The 18838-nt window shown below is 63.5% G+C and carries 20 protein-coding genes; 17 read left to right on the top strand and 3 right to left on the bottom strand.

Annotation, left to right across the window (positions count from 1 at the left end):
• Positions 1 to 79: 79 nt before the first annotated feature.
• Positions 80 to 790 (top strand): helix-turn-helix transcriptional regulator, encoded by a 711-nt coding sequence (locus tag ACN50D_RS21395; protein WP_054827277.1) that lies wholly within the window; start codon positions 80 to 82, stop codon positions 788 to 790.
• Positions 791 to 795: 5 nt separating this feature from the next.
• On the opposite strand, the gene ACN50D_RS21390 is transcribed toward ACN50D_RS21395, so the two are convergent.
• Both ACN50D_RS21390 and ACN50D_RS21385 read right to left on the bottom strand, forming a co-directional pair.
• Positions 796 to 1212, bottom strand: a complete 417-nt coding sequence (locus ACN50D_RS21390) for a DUF1801 domain-containing protein (protein WP_003944044.1) — start codon at positions 1210 to 1212, stop codon at positions 796 to 798.
• A 1-nt stretch (position 1213) separates the two neighbouring features.
• Positions 1214 to 1582, bottom strand: a complete 369-nt coding sequence (locus ACN50D_RS21385) for a DUF1844 domain-containing protein (RefSeq protein WP_007736262.1) — start codon at positions 1580 to 1582, stop codon at positions 1214 to 1216.
• Between the two features lie 369 nt (positions 1583 to 1951).
• On the opposite strand from ACN50D_RS21385, the gene infC reads away from it, so the two are divergent.
• From infC to pheT, 6 genes are all read left to right on the top strand, one after another.
• Positions 1952 to 2644, top strand: a complete 693-nt coding sequence (gene infC, locus ACN50D_RS21380) for a translation initiation factor IF-3 (protein WP_003944008.1) — start codon at positions 1952 to 1954, stop codon at positions 2642 to 2644.
• 43 nt (positions 2645 to 2687) lie between these two features.
• Positions 2688 to 2882 (top strand): 50S ribosomal protein L35, encoded by a 195-nt coding sequence (gene rpmI / locus ACN50D_RS21375; RefSeq protein ID WP_003944043.1) that lies wholly within the window; start codon positions 2688 to 2690, stop codon positions 2880 to 2882.
• A gap of 63 nt (positions 2883 to 2945) precedes the next feature.
• Positions 2946 to 3335 carry a 50S ribosomal protein L20 gene (rplT, locus tag ACN50D_RS21370; RefSeq protein ID WP_003944011.1) on the top strand — a complete coding sequence of 130 codons (390 nt, stop codon included), beginning with the start codon at positions 2946 to 2948 and terminating at the stop codon, positions 3333 to 3335.
• A gap of 23 nt (positions 3336 to 3358) precedes the next feature.
• Positions 3359 to 4189 carry a TrmH family RNA methyltransferase gene (locus ACN50D_RS21365; RefSeq protein WP_007736261.1) on the top strand — a complete coding sequence of 277 codons (831 nt, stop codon included), beginning with the start codon at positions 3359 to 3361 and terminating at the stop codon, positions 4187 to 4189.
• A gap of 170 nt (positions 4190 to 4359) precedes the next feature.
• Entirely contained in the window at positions 4360 to 5430 is a 1071-nt protein-coding gene (gene pheS, locus ACN50D_RS21360; RefSeq protein WP_003944109.1) for a phenylalanine--tRNA ligase subunit alpha, read from the top strand.
• A gap of 60 nt (positions 5431 to 5490) precedes the next feature.
• Positions 5491 to 7977 carry a phenylalanine--tRNA ligase subunit beta gene (gene pheT / locus ACN50D_RS21355; RefSeq protein WP_075833306.1) on the top strand — a complete coding sequence of 829 codons (2487 nt, stop codon included), beginning with the start codon at positions 5491 to 5493 and terminating at the stop codon, positions 7975 to 7977.
• A gap of 58 nt (positions 7978 to 8035) precedes the next feature.
• Here the strand turns inward: pheT and ACN50D_RS21350 are convergent, their stop codons facing one another.
• Positions 8036 to 9097: an Lrp/AsnC family transcriptional regulator gene (locus ACN50D_RS21350; RefSeq protein WP_125051146.1), complete on the bottom strand. Its 1062-nt coding sequence runs from the start codon at positions 9095 to 9097 to the stop codon at positions 8036 to 8038.
• 56 nt (positions 9098 to 9153) lie between these two features.
• On the opposite strand from ACN50D_RS21350, the gene ACN50D_RS21345 reads away from it, so the two are divergent.
• The 10 genes from ACN50D_RS21345 to ACN50D_RS21300 all read left to right on the top strand — a co-directional run bounded on the left by ACN50D_RS21345 (position 9154) and on the right by ACN50D_RS21300 (position 18799).
• Complete coding sequence (locus tag ACN50D_RS21345; protein ID WP_125051144.1) at positions 9154 to 10473, top strand: flavin-containing monooxygenase; 1320 nt, start codon at positions 9154 to 9156, stop codon at positions 10471 to 10473.
• Positions 10473 to 11384: a bile acid:sodium symporter family protein gene (locus ACN50D_RS21340; protein ID WP_047270476.1), complete on the top strand. Its 912-nt coding sequence runs from the start codon at positions 10473 to 10475 to the stop codon at positions 11382 to 11384. Before ACN50D_RS21345 ends, ACN50D_RS21340 begins: the two co-directional genes overlap by 1 nt.
• The gene (locus ACN50D_RS21335; protein WP_054781544.1) at positions 11381 to 12316 is read left to right on the top strand and encodes an SDR family oxidoreductase; all 936 of its coding nucleotides are present in this window, start codon (positions 11381 to 11383) and stop codon (positions 12314 to 12316) included. The genes ACN50D_RS21340 and ACN50D_RS21335 overlap by 4 nt, the downstream gene beginning before the upstream one ends.
• Before the next feature lie 102 nt (positions 12317 to 12418).
• Positions 12419 to 12880 (top strand): hypothetical protein, encoded by a 462-nt coding sequence (locus ACN50D_RS21330; protein WP_058227037.1) that lies wholly within the window; start codon positions 12419 to 12421, stop codon positions 12878 to 12880.
• Between the two features lie 38 nt (positions 12881 to 12918).
• Positions 12919 to 13989, top strand: coding sequence for an N-acetyl-gamma-glutamyl-phosphate reductase (gene argC / locus ACN50D_RS21325; protein WP_211921102.1), 1071 nt, complete (start codon positions 12919 to 12921; stop codon positions 13987 to 13989).
• Between the two features lie 20 nt (positions 13990 to 14009).
• Entirely contained in the window at positions 14010 to 15260 is a 1251-nt protein-coding gene (gene argJ, locus ACN50D_RS21320) for a bifunctional glutamate N-acetyltransferase/amino-acid acetyltransferase ArgJ (protein WP_051720865.1), read from the top strand.
• Entirely contained in the window at positions 15257 to 16180 is a 924-nt protein-coding gene (gene argB, locus ACN50D_RS21315; RefSeq protein ID WP_125051139.1) for an acetylglutamate kinase, read from the top strand. The genes argJ and argB overlap by 4 nt, the downstream gene beginning before the upstream one ends.
• Entirely contained in the window at positions 16177 to 17376 is a 1200-nt protein-coding gene (locus tag ACN50D_RS21310) for an acetylornithine transaminase (protein ID WP_007736227.1), read from the top strand. Before argB ends, ACN50D_RS21310 begins: the two co-directional genes overlap by 4 nt.
• A complete protein-coding gene (gene argF, locus ACN50D_RS21305; RefSeq protein WP_021334039.1) occupies positions 17373 to 18323 on the top strand; it encodes an ornithine carbamoyltransferase in 951 nt (316 codons plus the stop codon). Before ACN50D_RS21310 ends, argF begins: the two co-directional genes overlap by 4 nt.
• The gene (locus tag ACN50D_RS21300; protein WP_007736224.1) at positions 18320 to 18799 is read left to right on the top strand and encodes an arginine repressor; all 480 of its coding nucleotides are present in this window, start codon (positions 18320 to 18322) and stop codon (positions 18797 to 18799) included. Before argF ends, ACN50D_RS21300 begins: the two co-directional genes overlap by 4 nt.
• Positions 18800 to 18838 lie beyond the last annotated feature (39 nt).

Below are 18838 nucleotides of genomic sequence, written 5' to 3'. Positions count from 1 at the left end.
GACTCACAGTGCACCCGGGTTGGTGACAACAGAGTGTCACCAATTATGTCACCGTTTGGTATCGGAATCTGAGACACTGGTGAACGTGAATCGAGCTGCGAGATTGCATGCTCTCGTCGAGGAACTTCGGCGACAGGGCGATCGAGGGACTACGTGCTCCCGATTGTCCGAGGAATTCGGTGTCACCACCCGGACGATCAAGAGGGATATCGAGACGCTGATGATGTCGGGTGCGGCGATCGAAGCGCGCTCAGGCCCCGGGGGTGGTTACCGACTCGTAGGTCGCGCTACGCTACCGCCGGTGAATTTCACTGTTCCGCAAGCAGTTTCGATCGCGTTGGCCTTGACGGCGATGGGTGATGCTCCGTTTGCGCCGGATGGGCGAGCAGCGCTGGCGAAACTGCTCGATGTGATGGACGAGGAGAGTCGTCGCAAGGTCGCGGAGCTCGGTGGCCGCGTGTGGATTCGCGGTGACGGCGGGGCTCTGACGGATTCGCGCGCGAACCGGCAGGCCGTCGAGCAGGGTCTCGAGCAGAGTCGCGTCGTGTCGTTGCACTACGTGGATGGGGACGGTGCGGAGACGGTGCGGGCAGTTGAGCCGCACATTCTGGCGCAGGACCGTGGTCAGTGGTTTCTCATCGGCTGGTGTCGCGAGCGCGACGCCGTGCGGTGGTTTCGACTCGATCGAATGCGTCGGGCCACGCTGACGAACGATCACTTCACACCACGCGATTCGACCGTCTTCGGGCAACCGCCCGAAGACGCTCGGCCTGTTTCTCCCCGTAGGTGAGTGACTCAGTCGATCATGTTGCGGGCTGCGGCAACGGAATCCGTGATCAGTTCGGTCAGGGCCGTCATATCGACGTCGCTCAGCCGTTTGACGTACAGGCAGCCCTTGCCGATTTTGTGCTTGCCGAGGCGAGCGAGCGTGTCGGTGTAGTCGTCGAAGTTCAGCGACAAGTACAACGTGAGCGCGGTGGCCCTGGGGGAGAATCCGATCAGTGGGGTGTCACCTTCGTGGCCACTCGCATATCGGTAGTGCCGTGCCCCGAATCCGATGATGCTCGAGCCCCACATGACAGCAGGCTCGCCGGTTGCGGCCGACAGCAGGGAGATCAGCTCCACGGCGTCGGCGCGTTTGCGGTCGTCGACGCGTGAAATGAATGCGTCGACGTCCTCGGGCGTCGGTTGAGTCTTGTTGGCGGTTGCCAATTCAGTAGACCGGACCGGTGAACTTCTCGCCCGGTCCCTTTCCTGGCTCGTCCGGGTGCGAGGAGGCCTCACGGAATGCGCGCTGCAGGGCTTGGAGGCCTTCACGGATGGGTCCGGCATGAGGGCCGAGGTATTCGACCGACGCAGTCACGAGTCCGGCAAGTGCCGTGATGACTCGACGCGCTTCGTCGAGGTCCAGGTAGGGGCTGGAAGACGGATCGGCGTCGGAGAGGCCGAGTTTTTCGGCAGCCGAACTCATCAGCATCACTGCAGCACGGCTGATGACCTCGACCGCGGGAACTTCGGAGAGTTCGCGGACGTCGGGGTTCGCGCCGTCGGTGTTCTGTTCTGCCTCGAAGTTCTCACTCATGGATGTAAGGATTCCATCAGGCCGTGACGGTGTTGAATCGGGCCTCTCCCGGCAGTACTGGGAGCGGCACCGATTTCTTTCATCTGTGGCGACCTGTTACTCTTGTTGCAACGACCGCCTCCGACTTGTTCGGGGGCAGCAAGTGGAGTCCGACTCCCACCTCTGCGCGGCAGGTGAAACTGCAGTTCAGTGGTTCCGGTCACCTGTTATCGGAGATCATTCTTCGTCAGGTTCCTCGCTCAGTCGAGGAGATAGGTTTCGGCGTGAGCTGGATCTTATGTGATCGGTCGACATCGGGCCCCGCGGATGAGCAATCATCACAGCGGGGCTTTTTTGTTGGGGTGCGGGCGGTACGGGCTGCGTGCGGTCATGAAGACCGCACCGTTCAACCTAGGAGGCCCCATCAGCACTGAGACCCGCATCAACGATCGTATCCGCGTTCCCGAGGTTCGTTTGGTCGGACCTGGCGGCGAACAGGTAGGCATCGTGCGTGTTGAAGATGCACTCCGCTTGGCCCTTGAGGCCGACCTCGACCTGGTCGAGGTAGCTCCTGACGCCCGTCCACCGGTCTGCAAGATCATGGACTACGGCAAGTTCAAGTACGAGGCTGCACAGAAGGCACGTGAGTCACGTAAGAACCAGCAGCTGACGGTCATCAAGGAGCAGAAGCTCCGACCCAAGATCGACGACCACGACTACGAGACCAAGAAGCGCAACGTCGTTCGCTTCCTCGAAGCCGGTTCCAAGGTCAAGGTCACGATCATGTTCCGCGGACGTGAGCAGTCACGCCCCGAACTCGGCTACCGCCTTCTGCAGCGTCTGGGAGCAGACGTCGCAGATCTCGGATTCGTCGAAACCTCGGCAAAGCAGGACGGCCGAAACATGACGATGGTCCTGGCACCGCACAAGGGCGCCAAGACTCGTGTCAAGGCGCAGGAGAGCGCTCAGGCGCCAGTGGCTCAGGCTGCTCCGCGTCCGGCTCCGGCCGCACCGGCTTCCAGTGAAGCAGCTCCGGAAGCACCGGCGACCGGCGATGCCGCTCCCGAGGCTCCGGCCAGCTAGTCGATTTCCCAAGATCCACCACGTAACAAGAACTGAGGACTCCATGCCCAAGATGAAGAGCCACAGCGGCGCCTCGAAGCGATTCAAGGTGTCCGGCAGCGGAAAGCTCATGCGCCAGAAGGCCGGCCGTCGCCACCTTCTCGAGCACAAGTCCAGCAGGGTTACCCGTCGTCTCGACGGTGTCGCTGTTGTCAGCCCTGACGACGCTCCGCGCATCAAGCGCATGCTCGGCATCTGAGTCGCCCCCTTACTGACCACCCGGGGCCGTACTTTCAGCCCCTAGATTGACAGGATTTTTCAAGTGGCACGCGTAAAGAGGGCGGTCAACGCCCAGAAGAAGCGTCGTTCAATTCTTGCTGCATCCAGCGGCTACCGTGGACAGCGTTCGCGTCTGTACACCAAGGCCAAGGAGCAGCAGCTCCACTCGCTCACCTACGCGTACCGCGACCGTCGTGCGCGCAAGGGCGAGTTCCGCAAGCTGTGGATCACGCGTATCAACGCTGCAGCTCGTGCAAACGACATCACGTACAACCGCCTCATCCAGGGCCTGCGTCTGGCAGAGGTCGACGTCGACCGCAAGATCCTGGCCGAGCTCGCTGTCTCCGATGCCGAGGCCTTTGCCGGCCTGGTCGCACTCGCGAAGGCCGCTCTGCCGGCTGACGTGAACGCTCCTGCCGGAGAAGCAGCCTGATTCACGCATCACAGCAACGGCCCGTGGACCCGCTCACCGAGCGGACTCCGCGGGTCGTTTCTGCTGTCAAGCTCCTGCGCACAGCAGAACGACGCAAAGCAGGACGTTTCCTCGTCGAGGGCGAGAACTCGGTCACCGAACTGTTGAACGGTGCACTCTCGAATGGCGAGGCCCGCCCGGTGCACGACCTCTTCTACACCGAGGACGCAGCCGAGCGCTATCAGCACGTCATCGATCGGGCGCTGACCGCTGGAGTTCGTGTTGCTCTTGTGACCGATCGAGCCATCAAAGCTCTCAGCGATACCGTCACGCCGCCCGGACTCGTTGCCGTCAGCGATCTACTGGATGTACCGCTGAGCGCAGCCGTCCATCAGGAGACCCGCCTGCTCGCAGTGCCGGTCGAGGTCAACGAACCAGGTAACGCGGGCACCGTCATTCGCATCGCAGACGCAGTGGGTGCCGACGCGGCAATCCTCGCCGGCGACAGCGTCGATCCGCATAACGGCAAGGTCGTTCGTTCGTCGGCGGGCAGCCTGTTTCACCTGCCAGTCGTCCGCGATCGAGACACAGTGTCGGTGATCGAGCAGATTCGCGCAGCCGGCATTCAGATTCTCGCGACTGCAGCTGACGGCGAGGTCGATCTCGACGAGGCCGACGAGTTGCTGAGCAAGCCGACGGCCTGGCTGTTCGGTAACGAAGCGCACGGTCTCGATCCGGCGATCGCCGCGCAGGCTGATCATCGGGTCAGGATTCCGATCCATGGCCGCGCCGAGAGCTTGAACCTCGCGACAGCGGCGGCAATTTGCCTGTACGCAAGCGCGCGGGTGCAAAATCGCGCCACCGATCACGGCTGAAAACGCACGCGAAGACCTCACGGAATCCCATTTGCGGAAGCCTGAGACAATACAAGAGCAGAGACAATGCTCGAGCGAGTTCGAATGCTCGCTCGCAGTACAAGAAGTAAGCAGTACAAGAAGCACGCAGTACGAGAAGTAAACCGAGAAGCGACAGGAGCGTCACAGCCGTGGCCAAAAATGAGGGCGCGACACCGCCGGAGGTCGACGCGAGTGTACTCACCGAAGAGGCGTTGACCGCTGCGGCTGAGAACGCCGAGAAGGCGCTGGCGGACGCCGCTGACCTGGATGCGCTGGCGCACGTCAAGGTGGAGCACCTGGGGGACAAGTCCCCGATCGCCCTCGCTCGCCGGGGACTCGGCAGCCTTCCGGGCAAGGAAAAGGCGGACGCCGGTAAGCGCGTCAACATCTTCCGCACTCGGATCAACAACGCGTACGACGCTCGTCGTGAGGTCCTCCTCGCCGAGCGTGACGCCGCGGTGTTGGTTGCCGAGGCAATCGACGTCACTCTGCCTTCCGATCGTCACCCAGTCGGGGCGCGTCACCCGATCAGCCTGATTTCCGAGCAGGTCGCCGACGTATTCGTCGCGATGGGTTGGGAAGTTGCCGAGGGTCCGGAGGTGGAGACCGAGCACTTCAACTTCGACGCACTCAACTTCTTGCCGGATCACCCTGCGCGCACGATGCAGGACACCTTCCACCTGGCACCCGAGAACTCTCGCCAGGTGCTGCGTACCCACACCTCGCCGGTGCAGGTCCGCACCATGCTCTCGCGTGAGGTGCCGATCTACGTGGTGTGCCCGGGCCGCACGTTCCGCACCGATGAACTCGATGCGACCCACACCCCTGTCTTCTCGCAGGTCGAGGGCCTGGCCGTCGACAAGGGCCTGACCATGGCCAACCTGCGCGGGACTCTCGACGCGTTCGCTCGTGCCCTTTTCGGCCCCGAGACGCGTACCCGTATGCGCCCCAATTACTTCCCGTTCACGGAACCGTCGGCCGAGGTCGACGTCTGGTTCGCGAACAAGAAGGGCGGCGCAGGCTGGGTCGAGTGGGGCGGCTGCGGCATGGTCAACCCGAACGTTCTGCGCGCCAGCGGTATCGATCCCGACGAGTACTCGGGTTTCGCATTCGGCATGGGCCTCGAGCGGACCCTGCAGTTCCGCAACGGTATCCCGGACATGCGCGACATCGTCGAAGGTGACGTGCGTTTCACGCTGCCCTTCGGTGTCGCAGGCTGACCGATCCGGTCCGCGGAACCTTCACAAAGACTTATCGACAAACGAGAGAGCTGAGCAGACGTGCGAGTAGCGCAATCCTGGCTGACCGAGATCCTGCAGCGGGCAACTCCCAACTGGGAGGTGACCCCGGAAGAGCTGGACGCCGGGTTCGTCCGGGTGGGACTCGAAGTCGAGGAACTCGACACACTCGAGGCGATCGACGGCCCGTTGGTCGTCGGCAAGGTCGTCTCCATCACCGAACTGACCGAGTTCAAGAAGCCGATCCGCTTCTGCCAGGTCGAGGTCGGCGAACCCGAGCCCCGTGGCATCGTCTGTGGCGCGCGCAATTTCAACGAGGGTGACCTCGTCGTCGTTGCGTTGCCCGGCGCGGTGCTGCCCGGCGGATTCGAAATCGCCACTCGCAAGACGTACGGCCAGGTGTCCGACGGCATGATCTGCTCCGTCTCGGAACTCGGTATCGGCAAAGACCATTCGGGCATCTTGGTGCTCGAGCCTGGTACCGCCGAACCCGGCGCCGACGGCAACGAGTTGCTCGGTCTCGGTGACACGATCATCGAACTGAACATCACCCCGGACCGTGGCTACTGCTTCTCGGTCCGCGGTCTCACGCGAGAGCTCGCGTGCGGCTTCGATCTCGAATACGCCGATCCTGCTTCGGTTCCCGCGCACCCGGCTGAGGGTGAAGCCTGGCCGGTGCGCCTCGAACCGGAGTCCAAGGCTTCGCGTTTCGTGATGCGGAAGATCACGGGTATCGATCCGCAGGCAGTGAGCCCGTGGTGGCTGCAGCGTCGACTTCTGCTCTCGGGTGTTCGCCCGATCTCGCCGGCCGTCGACGTCACCAACTACGTGATGCTCGAACTCGGTCAGCCTCTGCACGCGTTCGATGCGACCGCAGTGCAGGGCGACCTGGTGGTCCGTCGCGCCAAGGCGGGGGAGAAGCTGACGACGCTCGACGACGTCGAACGCACGCTCGATCCCGAAGACGTTGTCATCGCCGACGATTCCGGAGTCATCTCGCTGGCTGCCGTCATGGGCGGCGCAACCACCGAGGTGGGAACGGCAACGACGGACATCCTCCTCGAAGGAGCTACTTGGGATCCGCTCGCAGTCTTCAAGACGGCGCGCCGGCACAAGCTGCCGAGTGAGGCGAGCAAGCGTTTCGAGCGCGTCGTCGATCCGGCAATTCCGCTCGCGGCCGTCGACCGCGCAGCCGCTCTGCTGGTCGAGATTGCCGGCGGACGGATCGAACCGGTCCTGACCGACGTGGGCGATGTCGCCCCTCGCGCTGCCATTCGCATGGATATCGACCTGCCCGACCGTGTCGCCGGAGTCACGTACCCCAACGGCACCGCAGCTCGCCGCCTCACCCAGGTTGGCTGCAACGTCGAGGTCGGCGTCAGCGAAGAGGGACACGGCCAGTTGGTCGCGACGCCGCCGTCGTGGCGTCCGGACCTGGTGCAGCCTGCGGACCTCGTCGAGGAAGTTCTTCGCCTCGAAGGTCTCGAGCAGATCCCGTCTGTGCTTCCCGCCGCTCCGGCCGGACGTGGGTTGACTCCGTCGCAGCGGCGAAAGCGCACGGTCTCGAAGGCCGTGGCTCACGCCGGTTACGTCGAGGTCCTTCCTCCGGTCTTCCTGCCTACGAACGTCTTCGACGTCTGGGGCCTCGACGCGGATGATCCGCGCCGCAACACCAGCAAGGTCCTCAACCCGCTCGAAGCCGATCGTCCGGAGTTGGCGACCACGCTGCTCCCGGGTCTGCTGGAGATCCTGGCTCGCAACGCTTCTCGCGGTCAGCGTGATCTGTCGCTGTACGGCATCGCGCAGGTCGTCCTGCCGGGCCCTGACACCGAACCGGTGGATGCATTGCCGGTGGATCGTCGCCCGACGGACGAGCAGATCGCGAACCTGATCGCGTCGTTGCCGGCACAGCCGGTGCACATCGCTGCAGTGTTGAGTGGTTTGCGTGAGCCGAGCGGCCCCTGGGGTCCTGGCCGTCAGGCCGAGGCTTCGGACACTTTTGCAGCCGTGCGGGTCATTGCAGCTGCAGCAGGCGTCGAGGTGGAACTGCGTGCGGCGCAGTACCTGCCGTGGCATCCCGGCCGTTGCGCCGAGGTTGTCGTTGACGGCAACGTAGTCGGTCATGCGGGCGAACTGCATCCGGCTGTTCTCGAGCGTGCGGGACTGCCCGCGCGCACCTGCGCACTGGAGATCGACCTCGACGCTTTGCCGTTGGTCGAGAACCTGCCGGCGCCGCGCATTTCGCCCTTCCCCGCAGTGCTCCAGGACGTGGCAGTTGTTGTCGATCGCGACATTCCGGCAGCCAAGGTGCAGGAAGCTCTGCGTTCCGGCGGCGGTGAGCTTCTCGAAGACATCCGCCTCTTCGACGTCTTCGAGGGCGAGCAGGTCGGTGAAGGCCGCAAGTCGCTCGCGTTCGCATTGCGATTCCGTGGTGTCGACCGGACGCTGACCGAGGACGAGGCAAGTGCCGCGCGCGATGCAGCAGTGGAGGCGGCTTCCAAGGCTGTCGGTGCGCAGATGCGTGGCTGATTTCCTCAACTGATCACAGAGCCCACGACCGTTGCCGGTGGTCGTGGGCTCTGTCGTGTTATCGGCTTTTCGACTGAGGCGAATCGGAAAGCCACACATCTGGCGCAACGGTGTCCGTCCGTCGCCCTTGCTGGTCGAGCACGTGGCCGAGCAGTTTGCGCAGATACAGCACGATGGATCGTTCCGTGACGCAAAGACCCGGAATCTCCTTGCGCAGACGAGTTTCGAATGCATCGAGTTCTGCAGGAGAATGCAGCCACAACTGAACCACCAGGTTGTCGGGGCCGACTACAGCGAAGCAGTTTCGAACTTCCGACGCCCGACTCAGCACTCGTCCCGCCGTATCGAGAAGCTCGGGTTCGACGCGGCACCACAAAGTGGCGAGCACGGGAAGGCCGGCCAGCGGCCGCGCGAATTCACACCGCAGCGCCACCAACCCCGAAGACGTGAGCCGGTCGATCTGGCGTTTGCACGCAGCGGGACTGACACCGATCGCGTCGGCCAACTCCTTCATGGGAGTGCGCCCGTCGTAAGCGAGCTTCGTCAGAACCTTGCGATCCTGTTCGGATATCCCGGTCGGCCGAGCGCGCACGGCAGGACGGTTTTCGCTGGTGGTCAGCACACCCTTCTCGGACGGTGCCAGCGCATTGAGTCTCCATCGCCCACCTTCGGTGAACCAGCGTGTGATGATCGAGGTTCGTGTCGCCAGTACACCGTCGATCGTTGCGACGTCTTCCGAGATGAAGCGCGACATCGACGCCAGATCCGCGGTACCGGCTGTGACGAGCAGATCTGCTCTGCCCGTTGATGCTTCGATGGTCACGGCGTGGGCCGAGCGAGTCAGCCGTGCCGCGACGGTGTCGAGAAGAGCAGGTGAGCAATCGATTTCGATGATCGCTGTGACGATGCTGCCCAGCACCTGTGGCCCTGGAGTGACCGTGACCCAGGCCAACGACGATTCGGAGAGTCGATTCCAACGACGGGCGAGAGTCGCGGCGTCGAGTTCGAGTGGTCCGGCCAACGAAAGCCACTTCGATCGCGGTGCGAGCTGGAGCGCATTGATTATCCTCAGATCGATTTCATCTATCCCGCGACCGTTGCCGGTATCTGGTGCGCTCATAACGTCATTATCCGGCATATTTCTGCAAGATTCGGACTATCTGCGACGCTCGACGGATGATCACAGAGGAGAAGTACGCGCTGATCGGAGCGGGCCCGTCTGGATTGGCCGGCGCGCGAAACCTCGATCGGGCCGGGATAGCGTTCGACGGCTTCGAGAGCCACGACGACGTCGGTGGGCTCTGGGATATCGACAACCCGCACAGCACCGTCTACGAGTCGGCGCACCTCATCTCTTCGAAGGGCACCACCGCATTCGCCGAGTTCCCGATGGCGGATTCGGTGGCCGACTACCCGAGCCACGTGGAACTTGCCGATTATTTCCGCGACTACGCCGATACTCACGATCTTCGCAGGCACTTTGCCTTCGGCACTACCGTCGTCGACGTCTCGCCGGTCGATTCGCTGTGGCAGGTCACCACGCGCAGTCGCAGCGGTGAGACAACAGTCGCGCGGTATCGAGGCGTGATCATCGCGAACGGAACGCTGTCGAAGCCGAACATGCCGACTTTCCGGGGCGACTTCACCGGCACGTTGATGCACACGAGCCAGTACCGCAGCGCCGAGATCTTCCGCGGGAAGAAGGTACTGGTCATCGGGGCGGGCAACAGTGGATGCGACATCGCCGTCGATGCCGTCCACCAGGCCGAGTGCGTCGACCTGAGCGTTCGGCGAGGCTACTACTTCGTCCCCAAGTATCTGTTCGGCCGACCCTCGGACACCTTGAATCAGGGAAAGCCGTTGCCGCCGTGGATCAAACAACGCGTCGACGCCTTGGTACTCAAGCAGTTCACGGGTGATCCGGTGCGGTTCGGATTTCCGGCACCGGACTACAAGATCTACGAATCGCATCCGGTCGTGAACTCGTTGATCCTGCACCACATCGGGCACGGTGATGTGCACGTGCGCGCCGACGTCGACCGGTTCGAGGGGAAGACGGTGCGGTTTGTCGACGGATCGTCTGCCGACTACGACCTCGTTCTCTGCGCCACGGGGTATCACCTCGACTATCCCTTCATCGCGCGCGAGGACTTGGACTGGTCGGGCGCTGCCCCGGACCTGTTCCTCAACGTCGCGAGTCGCCGCCACGACAATCTCTTTGTTCTCGGCATGGTCGAAGCATCCGGTCTCGGGTGGCAGGGCCGTTTCGAGCAGGCCGAGTTGGTGGCCAAATTGATCACCGCACGTACCGAAGCCCCCGCCGCGGCGCGGGAATTCTCGGCGGCGGCGGCCGGTCCTCCTCCAGATCTGTCCGGGGGATACAAGTACCTGAAGTTGGGACGAATGGCCTACTACGTGAACAAGGACGCCTACCGCTCGGCGATCAAGCGGCACATCGGACTGCTTGATGCCGCTCTGACGAAGGGAGGACAGTGATGCCGATCGACGACGTGGTGCTCAACTTCAACCCGGGATCGTTGATGATCCTCAACGTGGTGCTGGCCACGATCATGCTGGGGATCGCCCTCGACACCTCGGTCGACGACTTTCGTCGTGCCCTCACCAAACCCAAGGCGATGGCGGTGGGTATTGCTGCGCAGTTCCTGCTGTTGCCGGCAGTGACTTTTCTCCTGACGCTGATTCTCTCGCCGGCTCCGTCGGTAGCACTCGGCATGATCCTGGTGGCGTGCTGCCCGCCAGGGAACATCTCGAACGTCCTGACTCACCGGGCGGGCGGCGACGTCGCACTCTCGGTGTCCATGACGGCGGTGTCGAACGTCCTCGCGATCTTCCTCATGCCGCTCAATCTTGCGTTCTGGGGGAGCCGACGCCCGGAGACCGACGCTCTGTTGCAGTCCGTGAACCTGAATGCGCTCGAGATGGTCGCGCAAATCGCCCTGATCATCGGTGTGCCGTTCGTTCTCGGCATCTGGGCGGCACGAAGGTTTCCGGAGATCGCCGCGAAAGCGCAGCCTTGGGTGAAAAACGGTTCGTTGGTGGCGTTGTTGATCTTCATCGTCGCGGGGGTGTCGGGGAATGCGTCGTACTTCGTCGACTACATCGGGGTGGTACTGCTCGCGGTCTTCCTGCACGACACGGTTGCCCTCGCACTGGGATACTTCTGCGGCGCCGTCACCGGGTTGAACGAATACAGCCGTCGCGCCGTCTCTTTCGAGGTCGGCATCCGCAATGCGGGGCTGGGGCTTGGCCTGGTGTTCACGTTCTTCGACGGTCTCGGTGGCATGGCCGTCGTGGCCGGCTGGTGGGGGATCTGGGACATCATCGCCGGGTTGGCTCTGGCGACGATCTGGTCCAAGCGACGCGCCCGAAAGGCGGTACCGGCATGACCGTCGCACTCGTCACGGGCGGAAACGGGTTCCTGGGTACCGCTGTCATCGACGCACTGATCGCGCAGGGCATCACCGTCGTCTGTGTCGACCTCACGGTCAAGGACACGCCGGACGATCGCATCCGCCGCGTCAGGGCGGACGTCTGCGACCCCACAGAATTGGGGCGGGTGTTCGGTCAGTACCGACCGAACGTCGTGATCCACCTTGCGTCCATCGTGAATCCCGGCAAGAAAACGACAGCAGAGCAGGAGTACCGCGTCGACGTCGACGGGACACGAAACGTGCTCGCGGCCTGCGTCGAACACGGGGTTGGACGGGTCGTCGTGTCTTCGTCCGGAGCGGCGTACGGCTACCACTCCGACAACCCACCGTGGATCACCGAGGACGTACCTGTCCGAGGCAACGACGAATTCACATACAGTCGCCACAAACGCCTGGTCGAGGAGATGCTCGCCGAATATCGCGTCGAACACCCGGAGTTGGAACAAGTTGTCTTCCGGATCGGCACGATCTTGGGCGAGAGCGTCGACAATCAGATCACCGCGTTGTTCGATCGCCGCAAGCTGCTCAAGGTTGCCGGGAGCGACAGCCCCTTCGTCTTCGTCTGGCACACCGATGTCGCGGGCGCTTTTGCGGAGGCCGTGACCGGAAACCAAGTGGGCATCTTCAATGTCGCGGGCGACGGCGTGCTGACCGTCGACGAGTTGGCTTCCCGGATGGGCAAGAGCACGGTGACGCTTCCTGCATGGTTGTTGCGAGGCGTTCTACGCGTCGGACGGCGATTGGGTGTAACGGAACACGGTCCGGAGCGCGTCGGATTTCTCCAGTACAGACCGGTTCTCGACAATCGGCGGCTCAAGGAACAGTTCGGATACGTCCCCGAATATTCGAGCGAGGAAGCGTTTGCCGCGTATCTCGCGTCACGCTGACCCCTTCGACGGACGGTCGTGGAAGGATCGGAATTGTCCGTCGGCGTATTCGAGAAGGGACTGACAGTGTCACGAAATGATGGGTCCGAACATGATGGGTCCGTGCACCAGGTAGTCGAGGCCGCCAGTGCACTCGACGACAAGGACTTCCTCGCGGTCGTCCGCGCAGTGGTCGAGCGTCGTCCGAGTTTGTCGGTCCTTCTTTCCGTGGTGGACACCGCTGCCGCGAGCCTCGAGCCGAACCGCGTCGAGGACGAGAACGAGATCACCGACGCCGAAGAAGTCGAACTGCCCGACACCGTTGTGGAGGTCGACGAGATCATCGACGTCCCGGTGGTACTTGCGACCGATCCGAGAATTCCCGAACCCGACTACACCGAAGGCGGAGTGCCCACTTTCGACCGCGTTCGGGAGAAGATAGAGGGGCGCTTCGGTACTTCAATAGGTTCGTCCGAACTGGCGCACGAGAGTCCTGCCGGAAAGTCCGTGGACGAGCGGTGGGACGAGCGCCAGAAGGCCGCAAAGGCCAAGCTCGAGGAGATCCGGCGATCCATGGGTAAGTAATTATGCATTCCGATGCACAATGATGCATACTGTGTGACATGACTGAAGGTGGTACGACCGAGAACGCACGCAAGCCGATCAGAGTCGCCGTTGCCGGCGCCAGTGGGTACGCCGGTGGTGAGGTTCTGCGTCTGCTCCTCGGGCACCCCTCCTATGCCGACGGCAGTCTGGTGATCGGTTCGCTGACCGCCGGTGGCAACGCCGGTTCGACGCTCGGTGAGCATCATCCGCACTTGCTTCCACTCTCTTCGCGGGTACTCGAAGAGACCACTGTCGAGATCCTCTCGGGTCACGATGTCGTCTTCCTCGGTCTCCCACACGGAAATTCGGCTCAGTACGCCAAGTTGCTGCCCGAGTCGACGGTCATCATTGACTGCGGCGCGGACTTCCGGCTGCAGGATCCCGCAGCCTGGGAGAAGTACTACAAGAGCGCTCATGCCGGCACCTGGCCCTACGGTCTTCCTGAATTGCCCGGTGCCCGTGAGAAATTGGTAGGCGCAACCCGCATCGCCGTTCCGGGCTGCTACCCGACGGCAGCGAGCCTCGCGCTGGCCCCCGCCGTTGCCGCGGGGATCGTGGACTCACACGTGAACGTGGTTGCGGTCAGTGGCACTTCGGGCGCCGGCCGGGCACCGAAGGCTGATCTGCTGGGTTCCGAGGTCATGGGCTCCGTCCGTGCGTACGGCGTCGGCGGCGTCCATCGCCACACCCCTGAGATCATTCAGAATCTCTCGGCCGCAGGCGGCAAGGACATCAGTGTCTCCTTCACTCCAGTCCTCGCGCCCATGCCGCGCGGCATCCTCGCGACCTGCACGGCAGCCACCACGGCCACCGAAGAGCAAGCGCGCGAAATCTACGACAAGGCATACAACGACGAGCCGTTCATCCACGTACTGCCTGCCGGAGTCTTCCCGCAGACCGGTGCCGTGATCGGATCCAATGCCGTACAGATCGGGGTCACCGTTGACGCCGACGCCGGTCAGCTCGTTGTCATCTCGGCAATCGACAATCTCACCAAGGGCACCGCCGGTGGCGCGGTGCAATCGATGAATCTCGCCCTTGGCCTACCCGAGACCGCAGGTCTCTCTACCGTGGGAGTAGCTCCGTGAGCACCGACAATCCGCAGCAGATCGACAACGCAACCGAGCCTGACGCGACCGTTGCAGACGTGGTTCACGTCGCCGGGGGACGTCTGCTCCGCACGCAGGGCGTCACCGCACCTGCCGGATTCCGCGGTGCCGGAATTGCTGCCGGTATCAAGAAGAGTGGCAAGTCGGACCTCGCATTGGTGCTCAACGAGGGACCCGATCTGGCCGCTGCCGGCGTCTTCACCCTGAACAAGGTCAAGGCAGCTCCGGTGCTCTGGTCTCAGCAGGTCCTGACGACGGGCAAGCTGCGCGCGGTGGTGCTCAACTCGGGCGGCGCGAACGCCTGCACGGGCGCGGGTGGATTCCAGGATGCACACAAGACTGCCGAGGAAGTTGCTTCGGCACTGAGTAATTGGGGCACCGAGACGGGCGCGATCGAGGTCGCTGTCTGTTCGACCGGACTTATCGGTGACCGCTTGCCCATGGACAAGCTGATCCCCGGTGTCACCGAGGTAGTGCACGAACTCGCTGGCGGAATCTCCGGCGGCACCGACGCGGCATACGCGATCATGACCACCGATACCGTGCCGAAGCAGGCGTCGCTGCACCACGCGAACAAATGGAACGTCGGCGGAATGGCCAAGGGCGCAGGCATGCTCGCGCCTGCGCTGGCCACGATGCTGTGCGTCGTCACGACCGATGCTGTCGCAACGGCCGAGCAGCTCGATACCGCTCTGCGCGCCGCCACCCACCTGAGCTTCGATCGCCTCGACGTCGACGGCGCCACGTCCACCAACGACACAGTGCTCCTGTTGGCCTCCGGCGCCAGCGGTGTCACGCCGACGCAGGACGAACTGAACGCCGCAGTGCTGGCCGTGTGTGATGATCTCGCGGATCAGTTGATGGCAGACGCCGAGGGCGTCACCAAGCGGGTCAAGGTGACGGTTCGCGGCGCAGCGTCCGAGTCCGATGCGTTGATCGGCGCCCGGACCATCGCCCGCGACAGCCTGGTCAAGACGGCACTGTTCGGATCCGATCCGAACTGGGGCCGCGTCCTCGCAGCAGTGGGTATCGCTCCCATCGAGCTCGATCCCGATCGAATCAGTGTGTCCTTCAACGGGAGTCCCGTCTGCATCGACGGCGTCGGCGCTCCGGGAGCGCGTGAGGTGGACCTGAGCGGGATCGACATCGAACTCGACATCGACCTGGGAATCGGCAACGAGTCCGTGAGCATTCGCACCACGGACCTCTCGCACGCGTACGTCGAAGAGAACTCGGCGTACTCGTCATGACCGAGACGTATCCCGTGATCAGCGAGCATCAGAAGGCGCATGTCCTCGCCGACGCGCTGCCGTGGCTGCAGCGATTCCGAGACAAGGTGGTCGTGGTCAAGTACGGCGGAAACGCCATGATCGACGAGACACTCAAGACCGCCTTCGCCGCGGACATGGCGTTCCTGCGGACTGTCGGCATCCACCCCGTCGTCGTGCACGGCGGCGGCCCGCAGATCAACGCGATGCTGGCACGCCTTGGCATGAAGGGTGAGTTCCGCGGTGGTTTCCGGGTCACGACGCCCGAGGTGATGGACGTCGTCCGGATGGTGCTCTTCGGTCAGGTGGGCCGTGAACTCGTCGGGCTGATCAACGCGCACGGTCCGTACGCGGTCGGTATCTCCGGTGAGGATGCGCACTTGTTCACCGCTACTCGACGCACTGTTGCGGTCGAGGGGGAGCAGACCGACATCGGCCTGGTCGGAGACGTCACTACCGTGAACCCAGACGCGGTACTCGATCTCATTGCGGCAGGACGTATTCCGGTGGTCTCGACCATCGCGCCCGACGCCGACGGCGTCGTCCACAACATCAACGCCGATACCGCTGCTGCAGCACTGGCCGAGGCGATCGGTGCCGAGAAGCTCGTTGTCCTCACCGACGTCGAGGGCCTGTACACCGATTGGCCGGACCGATCCTCGCTGGCCACCGAGATCGACACCGACGCCCTTGCTCAGTTGTTGCCGAGTCTCGATGCCGGCATGGTGCCCAAGATGGAGGCCTGCCTTCGCGCGGTGCGCGGAGGTGTGCCGTCGGCGCACGTGATCGACGGTCGGCTCGAACATTCAGTCCTACTCGAACTTTTCACCGGTGAAGGAATCGGCACGATGGTCGTGCCGGGTTCCTCGGTCGCCGGTCCCCAGCAGGGAGCTATCTCATGAGCACGATCGATCTGCAGCAGCGGTGGTCCGCTTCGCTGATGAACAATTACGGCGTACCCCGGGTTGCTCTCGTCCGCGGTGACGGCGCCGTACTCACCGACGCCGACGGCAAGCAGTACGTCGACTTCCTGGCCGGAATCGCCGTCAACATCCTCGGACACGGACATCCGGCCGTCGTCGAAGCCGTGACTACTCAGTTGTCGACACTCGGCCATGTTTCCAACCTGTACGCCAGCGAGCCGGTCGTCGAGTTGGCGGAGCAGTTGCTCGCTCATCTCGGCAACGTCACCGGGCGCGCGTTCTTCTGCAACTCCGGTACCGAGGCGAACGAGGCTGCCTTCAAGCTCGCTCGCGCCACCGGCCGGAAGAAGATCATCGCAGCCGAAGGCTCCTTCCACGGTCGCACGATGGGGGCACTCGCTCTGACGGGTCAGCCGGCCAAGCGGGCGCCGTTCGAACCGATGCCCGCCGGTGTCGAGTTCGTGCCGTACGGCGACGTCGAGGCACTCGAGCAGGCCGTCGATTCCGACACCGCCGCTGTGTTCCTCGAACCGATCATGGGTGAGGGCGGCGTCGTGGTGCCACCCGAGGGATACCTCGTCGAGGCTCGGCGGATCACCGCCGAGCGCGGTGCACTTCTCGTGCTCGACGAAGTGCAGACCGGCATTGGCCGGACCGGCTGGTTCTACGCCCATCAGGCAGTCGGCATCGTGCCGGACGTCATCACCCTCGCGAAGGGACTCGGTGGCGGAATGCCGATCGGCGCCTGCATCGCGACCGGGGCAACGGCCGAGTTGTTCGGACCGGGTAAGCACGGTACGACGTTCGGTGGCAATCCGGTGTGTGCTGCGGCGGCACTTGCCGTGCTGAAAACCATTGCAGCGGAAGACCTGATCTCACGCGCCGACAGCTTGGGTAAATCCATCTCGGCGGGCATCGAAGATCTGGGCCATCCGTTGGTCGACTACGTACGGGGATCAGGACTGTTGCTGGGTGTCGTGCTGACCGAGGACGTCGCGCCGGCGGTGGAAAACGCAGCGCGCGAAGCCGGGTACCTTGTGAATGCAGCGCAACCCGGAGTGATCCGGTTGGCGCCGCCGCTCATCCTCACGGACGAGCAGGCCGAAACCTTCGTGGCAGCACTACCTGCCATCTTCGACAGTGCACTATCGGCTGACCAGCCGGGGGAGAAGTGACTACCGTGGTGAAACACTTTCTCAGGGACGACGATCTGACTCCGGCGCAGCAGGCCGAAGTTCTGGAACTCGCTGCGATTCTCAAGAAGGACCCGTTCGCTCGGCGTCCGCTCGAGGGTCCCCGCGGAGTCGGTGTCATCTTCGAGAAGAACTCGACGCGTACACGTTTCTCGTTCGAGATGGGCATCGCACAGATGGGCGGTCACGCTGTCGTCGTCGACGGGCGCAGCACTCAACTCGGTCGTGAAGAGACCTTGGCGGACACCGGACGCGTTCTCTCCCGCTACGTCGACGCCGTCGTGTGGCGCACGTTCGGCCAGAAGCGCCTGGAGCAAATGGCTACGGGCGCAACGATTCCCATCGTCAATGCATTGTCCGACGAATTTCATCCCTGTCAGGTTCTGGCCGATCTGCAAACGCTGATCGAACAGAAGGGTGAGCTCAAGGGGCTGAAGCTGACCTACCTGGGCGACGGCGCCAACAACATGGCTCACTCGCTGATGCTCGGCGGAGTGACCGCAGGCATCGACGTCACCATCGCAAGCCCCGCCGGCTTCGAACCGGCGGACTGGGTCGTGGCAGCAGCACGCAAACGCGCCGAGGAAACCGGCGCGACCATCACCCTGACGCAGGACCCACAGGCCGGCGTCGTCGGCGCCGACGCGTTGGTCACCGACACCTGGACCTCGATGGGTCAGGAGAACGACGGACTCGATCGGGTCGGACCTTTCCGTCCGTTCCAGATCAACAAGGAGCTGCTCGCAAAGGCAGATCCGAAGGCCGTCGTCCTGCACTGCCTGCCCGCGCATCGCGGCGAAGAAGTCACCGACGAGGTTCTCGACGGGCCGCAGAGTGTTGTCTGGGACGAGGCGGAGAACCGTCTGCACGCCCAGAAGGCATTGCTCGTGTGGCTGCTGGAACAGCGAACCCAACTGGACCCGGCGTGAGCGTCGCTCCCACTCGGGCTGGTCGCCAGTCGCGCATCATCGCGCTTCTGGCGGCTCACCCTGTCCGAAGTCAGACGGAGCTGGCGGCCTTGCTCGGTGCCGAGGGCATCGAAGCAACGCAGGCGACGCTCTCGCGTGACCTCGAAGAGCTGGGAGCGGTGAAACTGCGTGCCGCCGACGGCGGCGCCGGTGTTTACGTGGTGCCGGAGGACGGGAACCCGGTACGCGGTGTGGCCGGCGGTACCGACCGCCTCTCACGGCTGTTGGGTGAGTTGTTGGTCTCCACCGATTTCAGCGGCAACATGGCGATCCTCCGGACACCGCCGGGAGCCGCGCACTACCTCGCGAGCGCACTGGATCGGTCCTCGATGCCGGACATCGTGGGCACGATCGCCGGAGATGACACCATCTTCGTAGTGGCCCGGGAACCGCTTTCCGGAGCGGAACTCGCGGCCATGATCGAATCGCTCGCCTGACCCCTTATTCTTTGATAGAGATTTTCAACCGAAGGAGCA

It is taken from the genome of Rhodococcus sp. SB1D, from assembly GCF_048573875.1.
Taxonomy (GTDB): Bacteria; Actinomycetota; Actinomycetes; order Mycobacteriales; family Mycobacteriaceae; genus Rhodococcus_F; species Rhodococcus_F qingshengii.
Note: the sequence above shows the minus strand (reverse complement) of the source record. Positions and strands in the feature narration are given on the sequence as shown.